General features: G+C 72.6%; 15 protein-coding genes. 7 read left to right on the top strand and 8 right to left on the bottom strand.

The features are described 5' to 3' along the window. Positions 1–20 precede the first annotated feature (20 nt). Positions 21–767, bottom strand: coding sequence for an SAM-dependent methyltransferase (locus IA22_RS0100750; protein WP_030122423.1), 747 nt, complete (start codon positions 765–767; stop codon positions 21–23). 772 nt (positions 768–1539) lie between these two features. On the opposite strand from IA22_RS0100750, the gene IA22_RS0100740 reads away from it, so the two are divergent. Continuing rightward, positions 1540–2631: a hypothetical protein gene (locus tag IA22_RS0100740; protein ID WP_030122422.1), complete on the top strand. Its 1092-nt coding sequence runs from the start codon at positions 1540–1542 to the stop codon at positions 2629–2631. Positions 2632–2665: 34 nt separating this feature from the next. On the opposite strand, the gene IA22_RS0100735 is transcribed toward IA22_RS0100740, so the two are convergent. From IA22_RS0100735 to IA22_RS0100725, 3 genes are all read right to left on the bottom strand, one after another. Then, the gene (locus IA22_RS0100735; protein ID WP_015577324.1) at positions 2666–3343 is read right to left on the bottom strand and encodes a response regulator transcription factor; all 678 of its coding nucleotides are present in this window, start codon (positions 3341–3343) and stop codon (positions 2666–2668) included. Beyond that, a complete protein-coding gene (locus tag IA22_RS0100730) occupies positions 3340–4587 on the bottom strand; it encodes a sensor histidine kinase (RefSeq protein ID WP_038271588.1) in 1248 nt (415 codons plus the stop codon). Before IA22_RS0100730 ends, IA22_RS0100735 begins: the two co-directional genes overlap by 4 nt. A 98-nt stretch (positions 4588–4685) precedes the next feature. Further along, positions 4686–6911, bottom strand: a complete 2226-nt coding sequence (locus IA22_RS0100725; protein ID WP_030122419.1) for an MMPL family transporter — start codon at positions 6909–6911, stop codon at positions 4686–4688. Positions 6912–7163: 252 nt separating this feature from the next. Here IA22_RS0100725 and IA22_RS0100720 point away from each other — a divergent pair, with 252 nt between their 5' ends. Next, positions 7164–8030, top strand: a complete 867-nt coding sequence (locus IA22_RS0100720; protein ID WP_030122418.1) for an AraC family transcriptional regulator — start codon at positions 7164–7166, stop codon at positions 8028–8030. A gap of 24 nt (positions 8031–8054) precedes the next feature. On the opposite strand, the gene aac(3) is transcribed toward IA22_RS0100720, so the two are convergent. After that, entirely contained in the window at positions 8055–8924 is an 870-nt protein-coding gene (gene aac(3) / locus IA22_RS0100715; protein WP_030122417.1) for an aminoglycoside 3-N-acetyltransferase, read from the bottom strand. Between the two features lie 201 nt (positions 8925–9125). Between aac(3) and IA22_RS0100710 the strand changes: the two genes are divergently transcribed. The 3 genes from IA22_RS0100710 to IA22_RS0100700 all read left to right on the top strand — a co-directional run bounded on the left by IA22_RS0100710 (position 9126) and on the right by IA22_RS0100700 (position 12422). Continuing rightward, positions 9126–9812: a hypothetical protein gene (locus IA22_RS0100710; RefSeq protein WP_030122416.1), complete on the top strand. Its 687-nt coding sequence runs from the start codon at positions 9126–9128 to the stop codon at positions 9810–9812. A 206-nt stretch (positions 9813–10018) separates the two neighbouring features. Next, positions 10019–11695, top strand: a complete 1677-nt coding sequence (locus tag IA22_RS0100705) for a cellulase family glycosylhydrolase (protein ID WP_030122415.1) — start codon at positions 10019–10021, stop codon at positions 11693–11695. Positions 11696–11822: 127 nt separating this feature from the next. Next, positions 11823–12422 (top strand): cysteine hydrolase family protein, encoded by a 600-nt coding sequence (locus IA22_RS0100700; protein WP_030122414.1) that lies wholly within the window; start codon positions 11823–11825, stop codon positions 12420–12422. Positions 12423–12440: 18 nt separating this feature from the next. Here the strand turns inward: IA22_RS0100700 and IA22_RS0100695 are convergent, their stop codons facing one another. Then, entirely contained in the window at positions 12441–12770 is a 330-nt protein-coding gene (locus tag IA22_RS0100695) for a hypothetical protein (protein ID WP_030122413.1), read from the bottom strand. 216 nt (positions 12771–12986) lie between these two features. Between IA22_RS0100695 and IA22_RS0100690 the strand changes: the two genes are divergently transcribed. Both IA22_RS0100690 and IA22_RS0100685 read left to right on the top strand, forming a co-directional pair. Further along, complete coding sequence (locus IA22_RS0100690; protein WP_030122412.1) at positions 12987–13580, top strand: dihydrofolate reductase family protein; 594 nt, start codon at positions 12987–12989, stop codon at positions 13578–13580. Between the two features lie 84 nt (positions 13581–13664). Further along, a complete protein-coding gene (locus IA22_RS0100685) occupies positions 13665–14624 on the top strand; it encodes an ATP-dependent DNA ligase (protein WP_030122411.1) in 960 nt (319 codons plus the stop codon). 34 nt (positions 14625–14658) lie between these two features. Here the strand turns inward: IA22_RS0100685 and ku are convergent, their stop codons facing one another. Together ku and IA22_RS0100675 are read right to left on the bottom strand one after the other, a co-directional pair. Then, a complete protein-coding gene (gene ku / locus IA22_RS0100680) occupies positions 14659–15621 on the bottom strand; it encodes a non-homologous end joining protein Ku (RefSeq protein ID WP_030122410.1) in 963 nt (320 codons plus the stop codon). Positions 15622–15817: 196 nt separating this feature from the next. After that, entirely contained in the window at positions 15818–16294 is a 477-nt protein-coding gene (locus IA22_RS0100675; RefSeq protein WP_030122409.1) for a GNAT family N-acetyltransferase, read from the bottom strand. Positions 16295–16333: the final 39 nt, after the last annotated feature.

Here is a 16333-nt window from a genome sequence, read left to right as displayed (position 1 = left end):
GACCCGCGTCGTTCAGGCCGTCAGCGGGCCATCAGCGCGAAGACCCCCCAGCCGAGGTATTCGCGCTGGTACCGCGTGTAGCGCGCGGGTTCGGTGGTGAGCTCGGCCCGCACCTCGGCGGCCAGCTCGTCACCGGGATTCCGGTCGAGCCAGCGGCGCAGGTTGAGCCACTGAGCCGCCTGGTAACGGTCCCAGCTGTCGCCGTCGGCCAGCACCATCTCCACGACGTCGTACCCGAGTTCGCCGAACTGCTCGACCAGCTCCGGCAGCAGCCGGAAGTCCGCCTTGCTGCCTGCGTGACAGGCCCTGGCGGTTTCCTCGTCCGGCACCTCACGGCGCCAGTACGGCTCGCCGATCAGCATCAGGCCGCCGGGGCGCAGACTCCTGGCCAGCAGCTCGATCGTGCCGGCCGCGCCGTCGCCGATCCAGGTCGCGCCGAGGCAGGAGACGAGATCGACCGGCTCGTCCGAGACGTAGCCGACGGCGTCGTCGTGCACGAAGGTGACCCGGTCGGCGACACCGAGTTCGGCGGCGCGGGCGCGGGCCTCCTCGGTGAACACCGTGCTGATGTCCACCCCGGTCCCGGTGACTCCGTGGTCACGGGCCCAGGTGCACAGCATCTCGCCGGAACCGCTGGCGAGATCGAGCACGCGGGTCCCGGGCGCCAGGTGCAGCGCCTGGCCCAGGGTGGCGAGCTTGGCCGGGGTGAACGGGTTGTGGATGCGGTGGCTACGTTCGCGAATGGTGAAAATGCGTGGAAGATCCACGAGAGGTGTTCCTTCGGTTCGATGAGGTCAGGACGTCTGCGGGGGACAGCCGACCGGAGTCGACCGCCGTGGCTCGGACCGTCATCAAAAGCACCTCGTTCGAACGTATGGATCTACGACCCGGCAACCGTAGGCCGTCGGGATTCACGTATCCACCGATTTTCCGGCCCTTCTCACGGGATGCCTGCGGCCCGCCGGAGGGGCACCGCACGGCCGACGTCTGCACGGAGGGGACCCGGGATCTCGCCGACGGCCCTCACCGGCGGTTCAGGGCCAGAAGAGCTTCACGTCCTCCGAGACCCTGATCCTGGAGCCCATGTTGAGGGCGTGAAAACGCGGGGTGTCCTCACCCAGGACACCTCGCGTCAACGTGGTCAATATCCCGGTCCCTCCGTGACGGCCGCCGCCCCGCCCCGGTCGGTGCCCCCTCCGGCGCTCGGCGCCCGGGTCCCGGGGCTCGGGCTCCGGTCCTGGGAGGTTCACTCCTTCGGGGTCCGGAATCAGGTCCTCCGCCCGGCACCCGAGCTTCGGGACCCGGGCGTCGGGACACGAGGGCCGGGATTCGAGCGGTGCCTTCAACCGGTAGGGAAAAGAAGGGTTTTGGGACTACCTCCCCACCCTCCCCGACCCGTCACGGCCAGCAAGTATGACTAATCGTGACCAACTTGCGGCGCAGCGTGGCGATTGCCTACGGTGCGGGAACAGGACGACCCCGACGAGGTGTTGGCGCACCGGGCCGGGGTCTCACCGCAAGATCGAAGGAACCGATCCCGTGGCTGTTCAGCACAGTAGCCCCGCCCTGCGCGCCCCCGCATCCTCGCGCTCCTACCCGATGGCCAAGGCCGGGTACGGCAAGCGCTCCATGCCGGACCAACGCCCGCGCAGCGCGACTGACTTCTCCCTGCTGCCCGCCCGCGAGCGGTACGTCGCCGGGTTCGTCGACCAGCTGCCCGACGGCGCCTCGATGGACGTCAAGAGCCTCGCCAAGCAGCTGCCGCTGTACGGTCAGCAGGCCGTCGGCTCGGCCCTCAGGGCTCTGGCCGCCGCCGGGCACCTGCGCCGCGTCCGGTGCCTGGTCGGCGAGGCGGGCCAAGTGCGCTGGGTGTCGCGGACGTTCTGGTCGCGTACGGCCCGCGACAACGAGTGGTGGGCCGCCACCGAGGTCACCGCCACCCTGGCCGCCGCCCCCGCACCAGCGCCAGCGCCTGCGCCCGTGCCCGTGACCTCAACTGCCACCGCGACCTCACCCGCCACCGTGCCCGCGCCGCCCTGGGTCCCGGTCGACGACGCGGAGGACACCGAGCCCGCATCGCCGCCGGTGCCGCCCGCCGCCACCCCGCCCGCCGCACAGGCCGTGCCGCAGCAGCGGGAGTCCGAAGGCGGCGGGAGCGGCGGGAGCGCCGGAAGCCCCTCCCCCGCCTATCTCGCGCTGGCGCGGCTCGGCCGTGTCGACTCCCGCCTAGCTCTGTCCGCCGCCGACTGCGCCGCCCTGGAGGCCGGGGCGGCCGAGTGGCTCGCTCGCGGTGTGGACACGGACTACCTCACGCAGGCGCTCACCGCCGGGCTCCCCGACCGGGTCGCCTCCCCCGTCGGTCTGGTCCGCCGCCGCCTCACCGACAAGATCCCGCCGCAGGCACCCACCGCACCGGCGCCTCCCGCCCCGGGCAGGCCCGTGCACCGCGTGATGCTGGAGTGCACCGAGTGCGGCACCCCGGGCCGCCCGGAAGCACTCCCCGACGGCCTCTGCCGCCCGTGCCGCAGCCCGGGCGGGAACGCCGCGCCCGTGGTGCCCGTAGGCCGCCCCAGCGAGGAGGAGGTCCGCACGTTCACCGCCGGGCTCAGGGACCTGCTCAAGGCGCCCTGAGCCAGGGCATGTTCCGACCGGCCCGGCGGCCCCGTCAGCCGCCGTAGGGGCGGGGCTGGACCAGCCCGCTCTGGTAGGCGATGACGACGAGCTGGGCGCGGTCACGGGCGTGCAGCTTGTTCATGGCGCGCTGGATGTGGCTGCGGACCGTCAGAGGGCTGACCACGAGCCGGTCCGCGATGTCGGCGTTCGACTTGCCGTGGGCCGCGAGCGCCATGACCTCGCGTTCGCGGTCCGTGAGGGCGGCGAGGCCTTCGGGCGGGGCGAGCGGGGCCTCGTCGGGGGTGGCGAGGAAGCGCGTGATGAGCGCACGGGTCGCCGTGGGGGAGAGCAGGGATTCGCCTGCCGCCACGGTGCGGATGCCGGTGAGCAGGACGTCCGCCCCGACGTCCTTGCCGAGGAACCCGCTGGCTCCGGCGCGCAGGGCCTCGGCGACGTTCTGGTCGTCCTCGAAGGTGGTGAGGATCAGGACGCGGGTGGCCGCCAGTTCGGGCCGGGAGCAGATGTCGGTGGTGGCGGCCAGCCCGTCGGTGCCCGGCATACGGATGTCCATGAGGACCACGTCGGGGCCGTGTTCGAGGGTCAGGTCGATCGCCTCGCGGCCGTCGGCGGCCTCGGCGACCACGGTCATGCCGGGGTCGGACTCGATGAGGATGCGGAAGGTGGCCCGCAGCAGGGCCTGGTCGTCGGCGAGCAGGACGCGGATGGTCATGGGGCGGTGCCTTCCTCGGAGCCGGACGGAGAAGAACCCGACGGGGACGATCCGGCCGGGGGCGGGTGGCCGTCCAGCGGCAGGGTGCAGGCGACTTCGAAGCCGCCCTCCGGCCGGGGCCCCGCGTGGAAGGTGCCACCGGCGGCCAGGGCACGCTCCCGCATTCCGAGGAGCCCGAAGCCGCGGCCGGGGCCCGGCCCGTCCGCCGGCCGGGCGGAGGGGGTGTCGTTGGTGACGGTGACGGACAGCCGGCGGGACGTGTAGGCGAGCCGGACCCGTGCGGTACGGGTCGCGGCGTGCTTGGTGACGTTGGTCAGGGCCTCCTGGACGATCCGGTACGCCGTCAGGTCGAGCCCCGGCGGAAGCGGGCGCGGCTCTCCGTCCTCGGTCACGGAGACGTGCAGACCGGCAGTCGCGCAGGCGGCCACCAGGTCGGGCAGTTGTCCCAGGCCGGGTGCGGGAGCGAGGCCGTCGCCGGTCTCCGCGTCGCTTTCCTGGCGCAACAGGCCGACGGTGGACTTCAGTTCACGCAGAGCCGCGGCCGTCGTCCCGGAGAGCTTGTCCAGGATCGCGTACGCCTGCTCGGGATCGGTCCGCGCCAGATGGGCGGCGGTGCCAGCCTGCGCGTTGGCCAGGGCGAGGTGATGGGCGACCACGTCATGGAGTTCCCGCGCGATACGCATGCGCTCCTGGACGACGCGGTGCCGCGCCTCCTCCTCGCGTTCGCGGGCCGCGTGCTCGGTGCGCGCGGCGGCGTAGTCGCGACGGACGCGTACGTAGCTTCCGAGCGCGGCGGAGAGCAGGATCCAGGCCGCCGGGTTGACGACGCCGATGATCCAGCCGCTGTGGAGTTCGCTGTGTCGGACGACGGACACGATCGTGGCCGTCGCCGCCACGACCGCCGTGCTCCAGGCGGTCACACGGCTGACCCTCAGGTTGGTGGAGTACTGCGCGGTCAGCAGCGGGCTGAACAGGAGGGGCGTCATGAGGTAGCCCATGGTGCCCTCGGCGACGGCACACAGGGTGGTCAGCGCGAGGACCGGCAGAGGGTGGCGACGACGACGGATCAGTGCCCCGGAGCCGACGGCGGACAGGACGACCACCGGCCACAGGGAGCGCGGGCCCGGCATCGTCCAGTGGTCGAGGAGCCCCCCGCCCACGGCGATCACGAACACCAAGACGATCTTCGCGGCCTCGGTGGTGCGGGGGCGGCTCGTCGCCCGGCGCTGCCAGGTGGTGCTCATGGGGTGCTCTCCGAGGTCATGGCCGGGTGCGGCCATCGTGACAGACACGGGCCGCGGAGCCGCCGAAGACGGCTCCGCGGCCCGCCGGGCGGTCCCGCTCAGGTGCGGGCGGGTTCCTGCGGGCGGGTACCGGTGCCCGTGGAGTCCTGCGCGGCCGGGGCCGGGGCCCGGCTGAGACCCGCTCCCTCGACGTCGACGCGGGGCAGGATCCGGTCGAGCCACCGGGGCAGCCACCAGGCGCGGTCCCCGAGCAGGGCGAGGACGGCGGGCACGAACGCCATGCGGACGACGAACGCGTCGAACAGCACGGCGACCGCGAGGCCGAAGCCGATCGTCTTGATCATCGACTCCCCCGCGCCGATGAACCCGGAGAAGACCGCGATCATGATGACCGCCGCTGCGGTGACCACACGGGCGCTGTGCCGGAAGCCGGTCACCACCGCCTGCGGCGCCCGCTCCCCGTGGACGTACGCCTCCCGCATCCGCGCGACGAGGAACACCTCGTAGTCCATGGCCAGTCCGAACACGATGCCCACCAGGAAGACCGGCATCAGGCTCATGATCGGCCCGGCCTGCTCCACGCCCAGCAGTTCGGCGCCCCAGCCCCACTGGAAGACGGCGACGACCGCGCCGAGCGACGCGAGCACCGACAGCAGGAACCCGAAGGCGGCCTTGACGGGCACCAGCACGGAGCGGAAGACGACCATCAGCAGCACCAGCGACAGCAGCACGATCACGATCAGGTACGGGACGAGGGCGTCCTGAAGCGCCTGGGCGACGTCGATGTTCATCGCGGTCGAACCGGTGACCTCGAAGGTCGCCCCGGTCCCCTCCTCCAGCGCGGGCCGCTCGGCCCGGATGGTCTGCACGAGGTCCTTGGTGGTCTCGTCGCTCGGTCCGGTGGACGGCACGACCGAGAGGAGCGCGGCGTCGCCCGCGGGGTTGAACCGCGCCGGGGAGACGGACACGACACCGTCGGTGCCCTTGATCTGCTCGGCGATCGTCGCGGCGGCGGCCTTCGGATCGGCCGCGCCCCTGACGTCGGCGACGACCGTCAGCGGACCGTTGAACCCCGCGCCGAACCCTTCGGCGAGCGCGTCGTAGGCACGGCGTTCCGTCGAGGAGACCGGCTTGGCCTCGGCACCCGGCATGCCCATCTGCAGATCGGCGGCGGGCAGGGCGAGCACGCCCAGGCCGATGACACTGGCCAGCAGCACCGTCACCGGGCGGCGCAGCACGAAACGGGCCCACCGGGTGCCGCCGTTGCCCCCGGCTCCCGCGGACCGGCCGGCCGGTCGCCGCCGGGCCTTCCGGGACAGGACGGCGTCCGGCCACATCCCGAGCAGCGCGGGCACCAGCGTCAGCGCGACCAGGACGGCGAGAACGACCGCCCCTGCCGCGCAGAGGCCCATCTTCGTGAGCATCGGCACGCCGATCACGGAGAGCCCGGCCAGGGCGATGACGACCGTGAGACCGGCGAAGACCACGGCGGACCCTGCCGTGCCGGTCGCGATTCCCGCCGCCTCGCGGGGCTCGTGTCCGTTCGCACGTTCCTCCCGGTAGCGGGACACCACGAGCAGGGCGTAGTCGATGCCGACGGCGAGGCCGAGCATGGAGGCGAGCGTGCCGGTGGTCATCGACAGGCCGAAGGCGCTGCCGAGGGCGAGGATCGTGCACATGCTGATCCCGACGCCGATGACGGCGGTGAGCAGGGGGAGCCCGGCCGCCGCGACGGAACCGAAGGTGATCAGCAGGACCACGGCGGCGAGTCCGATGCCGACGGCCTCCCCCGCACCGCCCGCGGCCGGCTGGGTGGCGAGCGCGGTTCCGCCCGTCTCCACGGTGAGGCCGGCGTCACGGGCCTCGTCGACGTCCTTCTCCAACGCCTGCTTGTCCGCGTCGGTGAGATCGCCCGCGGCGACCTTGTAGCTGACGGTGGCGTACGCCGTCGAGCCGTCCTCGCTCACCGCGCCGGCCTGGAAGGGACCGACGGCACGGGCGACCTGCGACTGGCCGGCGGCCTCCTCGACCAGTGTGTCGATGGCGGCGCGATTGCCGGCCGCGGTGACCTTCTGGCCCTCGGGCGCGATGAACACGATCCGCGCGTCGGCGCCGTCGGCGTCCGAGCCCGGGAAGCGCTCGCCTATGAGGTCGAAGGCCTTCTGCGCCTCGATGCCCGGCATGAAGGAGGTGCCGTCGTCGCCGCCCGCGGGTGCCTTGGCGGCACCCGCCCCGACGGCGCCGAGGACCACCGCCCACAGCAGGACGACGAGCCGGCGCCGCCGGAAGGCGGTGCGGCCCATGCGATAGAGGAAGGTAGCCACGAGTCTGAGATCTCCGCATCCGATGTGGGTTACTGCTCAAGACTCGCGAAACGGGGCGTCCCCGGCGTCGTGCGCCTACCGGCACTTGTGCCTGGTGCGTCCGCACGAGGCGGGGAGCGCGGTCGTCCTCCGGAATGAGGAGAGCCCCGCCGCACGGATACACGGCCCGGCCCCACCGCATCGGGCACAGGATGTCGGGTCCGGCAGGGTGGGACCTTCCTAACGTGGGCGAGGACAGGGAAGGAGTCCGGAATGCTGGAACGGCTGAACCAGGCCATGGAGCACATCGAGTCCCACCTCGACCAGCCGCTCGACGTGGCCGGGCTGGCGCGCATCGCGACGACGTCGGAGTACCACTTCCGGCGCATGTTCTCCGCACTGGCGGGCCTCCCGCTGTCGGAGTACGTCCGGCGCAGACGGCTGACCGTGGCGGGCGCCGAGGTGCTCGCCGGCGAGCGGACGCTGCTCGACATCGCGACGCGCTACGGCTACGGCTCGGGCGAGGCGTTCGCCCGCGCGTTCCGCGCCGTGCACGGCGTGGGCCCGGGTGAGGCCCGGCGCACGGGAGCGGCGCTGCGGTCCCAGCAACGGATGTCCTTCCGCCTCATCGTCGAAGGGACCAGCAGCATGCGGTACAGGATCGTGGACAAGGCCGATTTCCGGGTGGTCGGCAGGAAGGCCCGCGTGCCGCTCGTCCACGAAGGGGCGAACCCGGCGATCGCCGACTTCATCCGGGGCATCGGCCCCGACGTGATGCGCCGCGTCGCCGCACTCGGCGACCAGGAGCCGGCCGGGATCGTCGGGGTCAGCGACCAGCTCGACCCGAGCCGGGCGGAGGGGACCGAACTCGACTACTACCACGGGGTGGTGACCGGCGCCGAGGTGCCCGAGGACATGGACGCCCTCGACGTCCCGGCCGGCCGGTGGGCCGTCTTCGAGCACTCGGGCCCGTTCCCGCAGTCCCTCCAGTACCTGTGGCGGGACGTGTTCACCCAGTGGTTCCCGTCGAACCCGTACGTGAGCAGGCCGGGGCCCGAGATCCTGAGCGTGCGGCTGTCCGAGGAGGGGACACAGGCGGACGCGGAGCTGTGGATCCCCGTGGAACGCTCCACCACCTGAGGGGCCGTTCCGGGGCTGACGGGGCTACCGTCCGCCGCCCAGCTTCTCCGCGAGCCAGGCGAGGCCGAACTCCACGACCTCACCGGCCTCGAAGAGCAGGCTGTCGGCGGCCCCGACCCTGCCCCGGCGGCCCGCGCCGGTGGCCAGCATGTCCCTCACGATCGTCTCGAACGAGTCCTGGCCGGGGGGCGTGACGGACGAGTAGTCGAAGGCCCCCTTCGACGAGTCGATGTCGCGGAAGCGGCGCCAGACCCGTCGCCCGCCCTCCAGGACCGGCTGCTCGTACTCCACGAAGCGCTTACCCGGTACCTCGGACAGCGCCTCCGCGTGGTGGAGCAGGGTGAGGGTCTCCAGGGGTGCCCCCAGCATCAGCACCCTGCCGCCCCGGGCGACCAGCCGGGCGAGCGGGCTGCCGGGGCCGTGCGGGTCGTCCCACGGGTGGTCGGCCGTCAGCTCGGCGGCCGCCGCGCCCAGCGCGGCCATGCTGACGTCGGGATGGCGGCTGCGGAAGGCGCCCGGCCACCGGCGCAGGGCCTCCGGGAGCCGGCCGTTGTCGTGGTCGGCCTCGCTCAGCACCGGGTCGTACACGAAGGGGTCGGACCGTACGGCGTCCTGCCAGGGGCGCGGCCAGTCGGAGAAGTCGTACGGCAGGGCGTCGTTCCATCCGCAGGTCACCATCAGGGTCCCCCGCTCCCCCACGGCCTCGCGCAGCGCGCCGACCAGGGTCGGGGGGCCGCCGACGACGTACCCCAGGGCGGACATCCGCGTGTGGAACATCACGGTGTCGCCCTCGGTGAGACCGAGCGCGCGCAGATCGCCGACGAGGCGGTCCCGGGTGACGGGGCCGTCGGAGCGTGCGAGCAAGGCGGCCCGGTCCGGGCGTGGTTGGTCCATGCAGGCGACGCTACCGCCCGCGCGGGCGGCGTGGCGGGCGCTCGGCACCGCCCGGATCCGGGCCCTGTCCGGCGCCGCGCCGTTCACAGAGACTCCACAGGCTCCGGGAACCACCTCGCGCGATCCGGCCGTCCTCACGCCCGAACCACCGTGCGGACACAGCGGAGCCGTGCGGAACACGCAAGGTGTCCAAGGAGCAGCATGATCGTCCACGGCAGTACCGGACCCGGGAACAGCCGCCCCGGCAGAACCGTCCCCCCGTCGCCGCGCGGCGCCCGCAGCGCTCTGCGGAACTGTGCGAAGGGTGTCCTCGTACTCACCCTCGCGCTCGGGGCGACCACGGCCTGCGGGCCGTTCTCGGACAGCGGCAGCGGGTCGTCGAAGAACCGCGACGGGTCGTCGGACGGTGGCAGCCGGCAGTCCGAGGACTGGAAGGCGGGCGACTGCGCCGGACCGGACACGAGCCGGTCGAAGGACGGTTTCCAGGCCCTCGACTGCGACGACCCCAAGGCCACGATCAAGGCGCTGGAGGTCAAGGACGGCGAGATCTTCGCCGGGGCCGTGGAGTGCCCCGCCGGGACCGACGAGATCATCTCGGTGAAGGTGTCCTTCGGCGGGGACGCGAGCGCGGGTCTCCCCAGCAAGACCATCTGCGGGCGCAACCTCTCGGACGACCACCCCGGCGACGCGGGAGCGGGCGGCGGGCAGCTCGTGGTGGGCGACTGCGTGGACGACCAGGCCAAGGAAGTCGCCTGCGCGAGCGGGGGGAACAAGGTCCTCGCCCTCACCAAGACATCCGAGGAGTGCCCCGCGGAGGTGGACAACCCCATCGAGCTCTTCCCGAGCCCCGGCCGCCCGTACGACGCGATCTGCACCAGCAAGGCCTGACGGCGGGTCACGGACGGCAAGGCCCGACCGGCACCGCACGGCCCCGCATCCCACGGTGCGGGGCCCCGCGGCATCGGCGGTGAACGGCCGGGCGTCGAACTGTGCGCACTCTCTTGACGTGCCCCTGTCGAGATGGCTTTATGGGAGCGCTCCCACGTTCCCATCCGACGTTTGCGTCCCCCGGCACCCCACTTTCTGGAGTCGCAGTGAGATCAGCAACGAGCACGGCACGAACGAGCCCTTCAGCCCGCCTCCTCACCGCCATGGCCGCTCTTCTCGGCGTCTTCCTGCTGGGCGCCCTCGGTCCGGCCGCGGCACAGGCCCGGCCCGCGCAGGCGGAGGCCGCGGCGACCGGCCTGCACATCAGCGACGGCCGTCTGCTGGAGGGCAACGGCAACGACTTCGTCATGCGCGGCGTCAACCACGCGCACACCTGGTATCCGGGCGAGACGCAGTCGCTGGCCGACATCAAGTCCTTCGGCGCGAACACCGTCCGCGTCGTCCTCTCCGACGGCCACCGCTGGACTCGGAACGGTCCCGCCGAGGTCGCGGGCATCATCGCCGACTGCAAGGCCAACCGGTTGATCTGCGTACTGGAGGTGCACGACACCACCGGTTACGGGGAGGACGCCGCCGCGGGCACCCTCGACCACGCGGCCGACTACTGGATCAGCCTCAAGGACGTCCTCGTGGGCCAGGAGGACTACGTCATCGTCAACATCGGCAACGAGCCCTGGGGCAACACCGACCCCGCCGGCTGGACCGCGCCGACGACCGCCGCCGTGAAGAAGCTGCGTGCCGCGGGATTCACCCACACGATCATGGTGGACGCCCCCAACTGGGGACAGGACTGGCAGGGCGTCATGCGCGCCAACGCCCAGTCCGTGTACGACGCCGACACCACGGGCAACCTGATCTTCTCGATCCACATGTACAGCGTCTACAACACGGCCAAGGCGGTCACCGACTATCTGAACGCCTTCGTCGACGCCGGACTTCCGCTCCTCATCGGCGAGTTCGGCGGACCCGCCGACCAGTGGGGCGACCCGGACGAGGACACCATGATGGCCACCGCCGAGCAGCTCGACCTCGGCTACCTGGCGTGGTCCTGGAGCGGCAACACCGACCCGATCCTCGACCTGGCCATCGACTTCGACCCGAGCCGGCTGAGCTCCTGGGGCGAGCGCGTCTTCCACGGCGCGAACGGCATCGCCCAGACGTCCGAGGAGGCGACCGTCTTCGGCGGCGGCACCCCGGGCGACACACAGGCCCCGACCACCCCGGGCACCCCGACCGCCTCCGCGGTGACGGCCAGCTCCGCCACCCTGTCCTGGACCGCTGCCGCCGACAACGTTGCCATCGCCGGGTACGACGTCGTCCGCGTCAGCGGTGGCAGCGAGACCCCCGTGGCCTCCTCCACCACCAACAAGGTCACGGTGACCGGCCTGACCGCGAACACGGCGTACTCCTTCGCCGTCTACGCCCGCGACGCCGCCGGCAACCTCTCGGCACGGTCCGCCGCGGTGAACGTCACCACCGACAGGACCACGCCCACGCCGGGTGTGGGCTGCTCCGTGGGATACCGCGTGGTCGGCGAGTGGCCCGGCGGGTTCCAGGGTGAGATCACCATCCGCAACACCGGTACCGCCACCCTGAACGGCTGGAACCTCGGCTTCAGCTTCGCCGGCGGGCAGACCGTGTCGAACATGTGGGGCGGGACGCCCACGCAGAGCGGAGCGACGGTCAGCGTCGCCCCCGCCTCCTACACGGCGCAGATCGCGGCGAACGGCTCGGTCACGGTCGGCTTCACCGGCACCAGGGGAGCCGCCAACCCGGCCCCGGCCGCGTTCACGCTCAGCGGCACCGCCTGCACGACCGCCTGACCTGCCCGACGCGCCGGCCGGCGGGGGCAGTCACCCCGCCGGCCGGCTGGTCCTCCCGGAGCCCACCGTCGACTCCACGGCCACGCATGGACGCCTGACAGCGGCTCCCGCGGGCCATGATGACGGCATGACCTCTCACGCGGACCACTCACCCACAACTCACCACCAGGCCCTCATCGTTGTCGACGTCCAGCGGGCCTTCGTCCGTGGGGACGGCGCCCTGCCCGAGGCGGAGCGCCTCGTGGACCGGACGGCGGAACTGATCACGCGGGCCCGGGAGGCGGGGGCGCTCGTCGTGCACGTCCAGAACGACGGGCCCGCCGGCGGGGACGACGAGCCCCACACCCCCGGGTGGGAGCTCCACCACCCCGTCGACACGGGCCGAGGGGAGGTGGTGATCCGCAAGACGCACGACGACGCGTTCCAGGAAACCTCCCTCGAGAGCGTGTTGACCACGTCCGGAGTGCGGTCACTGGCCGTCTGCGGCCTGATGTCCGAGATGTGCGTCCAGGCGACGGCGCGTACGGCCGTGGAGCTGGGATACCGCGTCGTCCTGCCCTACGACGCCCACGCCACGTACGACATACCGGCCGAGCCCGGAATCAGCGCGGTGGTGCCGGCGGCCGTGGTCTCACGGGTCGCCGCATGGCCCCTCAGCAGGGACGCCGACGTCACCGCCCGCGCCGCCGACGTCGGCTTCACGGCGCCCGGGCCCACGGTCCCCTGACCTTCACGCGCCGCCGCCTCACCGCTCACGGTCGAGCCCTTCGACCACTCGCCGGAGTTCGCGGGCGCCGCTCCTCGACATCGCCCGCATCGCGAGGTCGAGGAGCGCCCGCGCCGCCCGTGGGTCCCCGCAGCAGATCCAGTGGGGGTTGCCGTACTCGTCGTCGCGCCGCAGCGCTCCCCGTGGCTGCCGCACGTGGTCCTTCCAGCAGCGCACCGCCTCGCCGACCCCGCCGGGCGCGAGGTAGTTGCGGGTCAGCTCCAGCCGGGTGATCTCGGCCAGGGTGCGTGATGACAGGCCGTCGATCACGGTGCTCGGCCCGTCCGCCCGGCGGCGGTGGGCCCGCACGGCGCGGAGGTGTCCTGGCCGGCTACGCGGCACGGCCCTTTCGGTTCGTCGTCATGGCGCACATCCTGGCACCGGCCACGCCCGGCCGTCCCCCGGATTTCCGGACTCCCCAACTCACCTGCGGCAAACCTCGATTACTTTCCCGTCGTCCGGCAGTCTTCATGGTCGTACATCGCGAGACAGCCCTACATCCCGAGCGGAACGAGGACCGGAGCCATGCGCATCGTCATCAGTGAGTTCATGAGTCTGGACGGCGTCGTACAGGCCCCCGGCGGGCCCGAGGAGGACACCGACGGCGGCTTCACACAGGGCGGCTGGTCGCACCCGTTCTTCGACGAGGTGGTGGGCGGCGCGTTCGACACCGCGCTGAAGGACGCCGACGCACTGCTCTTCGGGCGCCGCACCTGGCAGACGATGGCCGGGGCGTGGCCGGGGCGGGCGGGCGACCCCTTCGCCGACCGGATGAACTCCATCCCCAAGCACGTCGTCTCCAGCACCCTCGGCGAGGACGAACTCACCTGGTCCGGCACCACCCTCGTCCCGGGCGCGACGGCCCTCGACCGTATCCGGGAGCTGCGCGCGGCCGAGGGCCGTGACCTGCTGGTCATGGGCAGCCCGACGCTCGCGCGCACCCTGCTGCACGAAGGGCTGGCCGACGAACTGCGACTGATGATCATGCCGGTGATCGTCGGCGGCGGTAAGACGATCTTCCCCGGCGACGGCGCGCTGCGCCCGCTCGCGCTCGTGTCGACGGCGATCAGCGGTACGGGTGTCCACGTGTGCACCTACCGAGCGGCCGACCCGGCCTAGCCGGGTGTCGGCCGGCCCGGCGGGGTGACGGCGTGGCCGTGGTGTCACCGGGCCCGGTGACACGAGTGCTGAGAAGCTGCGGTCATGGCCACCCTGCCCCTGCTCGCCCCCATGCTCGCCACCCCGGGCCGGCTGCCGCCCGCCGCCGTCGACGAGCAGTGGGCGTACGAGGTGAAGCAGGACGGCCAGCGCGCCATGGCCTATCTGCCGGGGGACGGTTCGATCCGGCTGCTGGCCAGGTCAGGGGCCGTCATCACCCCGGCGTATCCGGATCTGGTGGCTCTGGGACCCGCGCTCGGGGGCGTACCGGCGGTTCTCGACGGTGAGATCGTCGCGCTGGACGAGCAGGGGCGCAGCGACTTCGAACGGCTGCAGTCGCGGATGGGACTCTCCGGATCACCCGCGAAGGCCGCCCGCGCGGCGCAGCGGGTACCGGCGCACCTGGTGCTGTTCGACGTCGTGTTCCTGGGCGACAGGAGCCTCGTACGGCTGCCGTGGACGGAGCGCAGGGCCGCGCTCGAAGGGCTCGGGCTGGACGGGCCGCACTGGTCGACGCCCGCCGTGGTCGTGGGGCACGGCGAGCAGGCCCTGGCCATGACGCGGGAGGCCGGGCTGGAGGGGCTGGTCGCGAAGCGGCTGGGCTCGGTGTACGAACCGGGCGTCCGCGCGCGTACCTGGATCAAGATCCGCCATGCCCGCACGGCGGACGTGATCGTCGGCGGCTGGGTGCCCGGCCGGGGCCGGCTGGGCGGCCTGCCGGGGGCGCTGCTGGTCGGCGAACGGCACCCGGGCGGCCTGCGCTACGCGGGCAGCGTGGGCACCGGGTGGAGCGACGCGGAGAGGGCCAGGCTCGCCGAACTGCTCCGGGTCGCCGCCGTCGACGACTGTCCGTTCGACGAGACACCCCCGGTGGCCGGCGCCCGGTGGGTGCTGCCCCGGCTCGTCGGCGAGGTGCGGTACGCGACCCGGACGAAGGCGGGGCGGCTGCGCCAGCCGTCCTGGCACCGGCTGCGGCCGGACCTCGCAGCGGACGACCTCGGGTGACGCCCGCGGCCGGGGCGTGCGCCGGCCCGGGTGCTCAGGAGGCGGTGCGCTTCTTCGCGGCCGTCTTCCTGGCCGGCTGCTTCCTCGCCGCCGTCGTCTTCCCGGAGGCGGTCTTCTTCGCCGTGCTCTTCGCCGCCGTCTTCTTGCCGGCCGGGGCGGCCTTCTTACGGGCGCGGGGCCTGCCGGGGGTCATCTCGTGCACGGTCGCGTCCTCGCCCCGCGTCTGCCTGGCCTCCTTCACCGAGGCGTTGAGGGCGGCCATCAGGTCCATGACCTTGCCCGGCTCCTCCTCCTCGGCGCCCGCCGCCGCCGGAAGGGCCTTGCCCTCGGACTTGGCCGCGAGCAGTTCCTCCAGTGCCTCCCGGTAGCGGTCGCGGAAGCCGGAGATGTCGTCCAGGGCCATGCTGTCGGTGAGCTGCACGGCGCGTTCGATCTCGTCCTCGTCCAGCTCGGTCTCCCGGGGGGCGAGGGACTCCGGGCTGCGGATCTCGTCCGGCCAGCGCATCGAGTGCAGCACGATCGCGTCCTCCCGCACCCGCAGCAGACCGAGGCGCTCACGGTTGTGCCAGGCGAACTTGGCGACGGCGACCTTGTCGCTGCGCTCCAGCGCCTTCCGCAGCAGTGCGTACGGCTTCGCCGCGACCTGGCCGTCGACCGCGAGGTAGTAGCTGTCGCTGATCCGCACGGGGTCGACGCTGTCGGCCTCGACGAACGCGACGATCTCGATGGCCTTGGCCGTGGGCAGCGGCATCCGGTCGAGCTCCTCGTCCGTGACGGGCACCGTCCGGTCCTTGGCGACCTCGTAGCCCTTGCCGATCTCCTCCTGCGACAGGACCTCGCCGTCGATCTCGCACACCTTGCGGGTGCGGATCCGGCCCATGTCCTCGCGGTGGTACTGGTGGAAGGAGATCGAGTGGTTCTCGGTGGCGGACACCACCTTGATCGGGATCGTGACCAGCCCGAAGCTGATCGCGCCCGTCCACAGGGGCCGTGGCATCCGGTACCTCCAGACCCCCCTGGCGGCTTGGCCGGGAGGCGGACCGGTGCGCCTGGAAGGGAGAACCGGCCCGAGAGGGCCTTGGCGCGAGCCGGGCCACCGCCCGTATCCCCGATCCTCGCGCCCCGGGCCCCGGACCGCATGTGGATCACCAGGGCGGACACCCGCGGAGCCGGATCCGCCCCGCGCCGCCAGGTCACCCGAGAGGCAGGTCGAGTTCGCCGACGACCTGGTCGCCGCTCATCTCCCCCGTCCTGCGGAACCCGAGCTTCAGGTAGAACTCCTCCGGCCCGTGCTCCCCCTCCCCCCAGGTCACCGTCACCCGGCTCCCGCCGCGCCGCCGGATCTCCGCACACACCTCGTCCACCGCGAAGCGGCCGTACCCGCGGCCCTGCTCCCCGGCGGCGACGGCCAGCCGCCAGAGACCTGAGCGGGGCCGGTCGTCGGGGTCCTCGGGGTGGAAACGGACGTCGAGGAAGGCCATCACGAAGCCGACCAGCCGCTCACCGTCGAAGATCAGCCGGGGCCAGGCCGTGCCGGGGTCGGCGTAGGCCTCGGCCAGGGACCGGGCGACCGGTGCGACGAATCGTTCCTGTTCGGGAGCGACCTTCAGCCGGCACGCGTCGAGGACGTTGTCGGGGGTCACCTTTTCCAGGCGGAGCTGTGCAGTCATGCGCGCACCGTACGGGCGCACCCGCGCGCCGGGCCATCG

The sequence above is a fragment of the Kitasatospora papulosa genome (genome assembly GCF_000717245.1).
Lineage (GTDB): Bacteria > Actinomycetota > Actinomycetes > Streptomycetales > Streptomycetaceae > Streptomyces > Streptomyces papulosus.
This window is presented reverse-complemented; position numbering and strand designations above follow the sequence as displayed.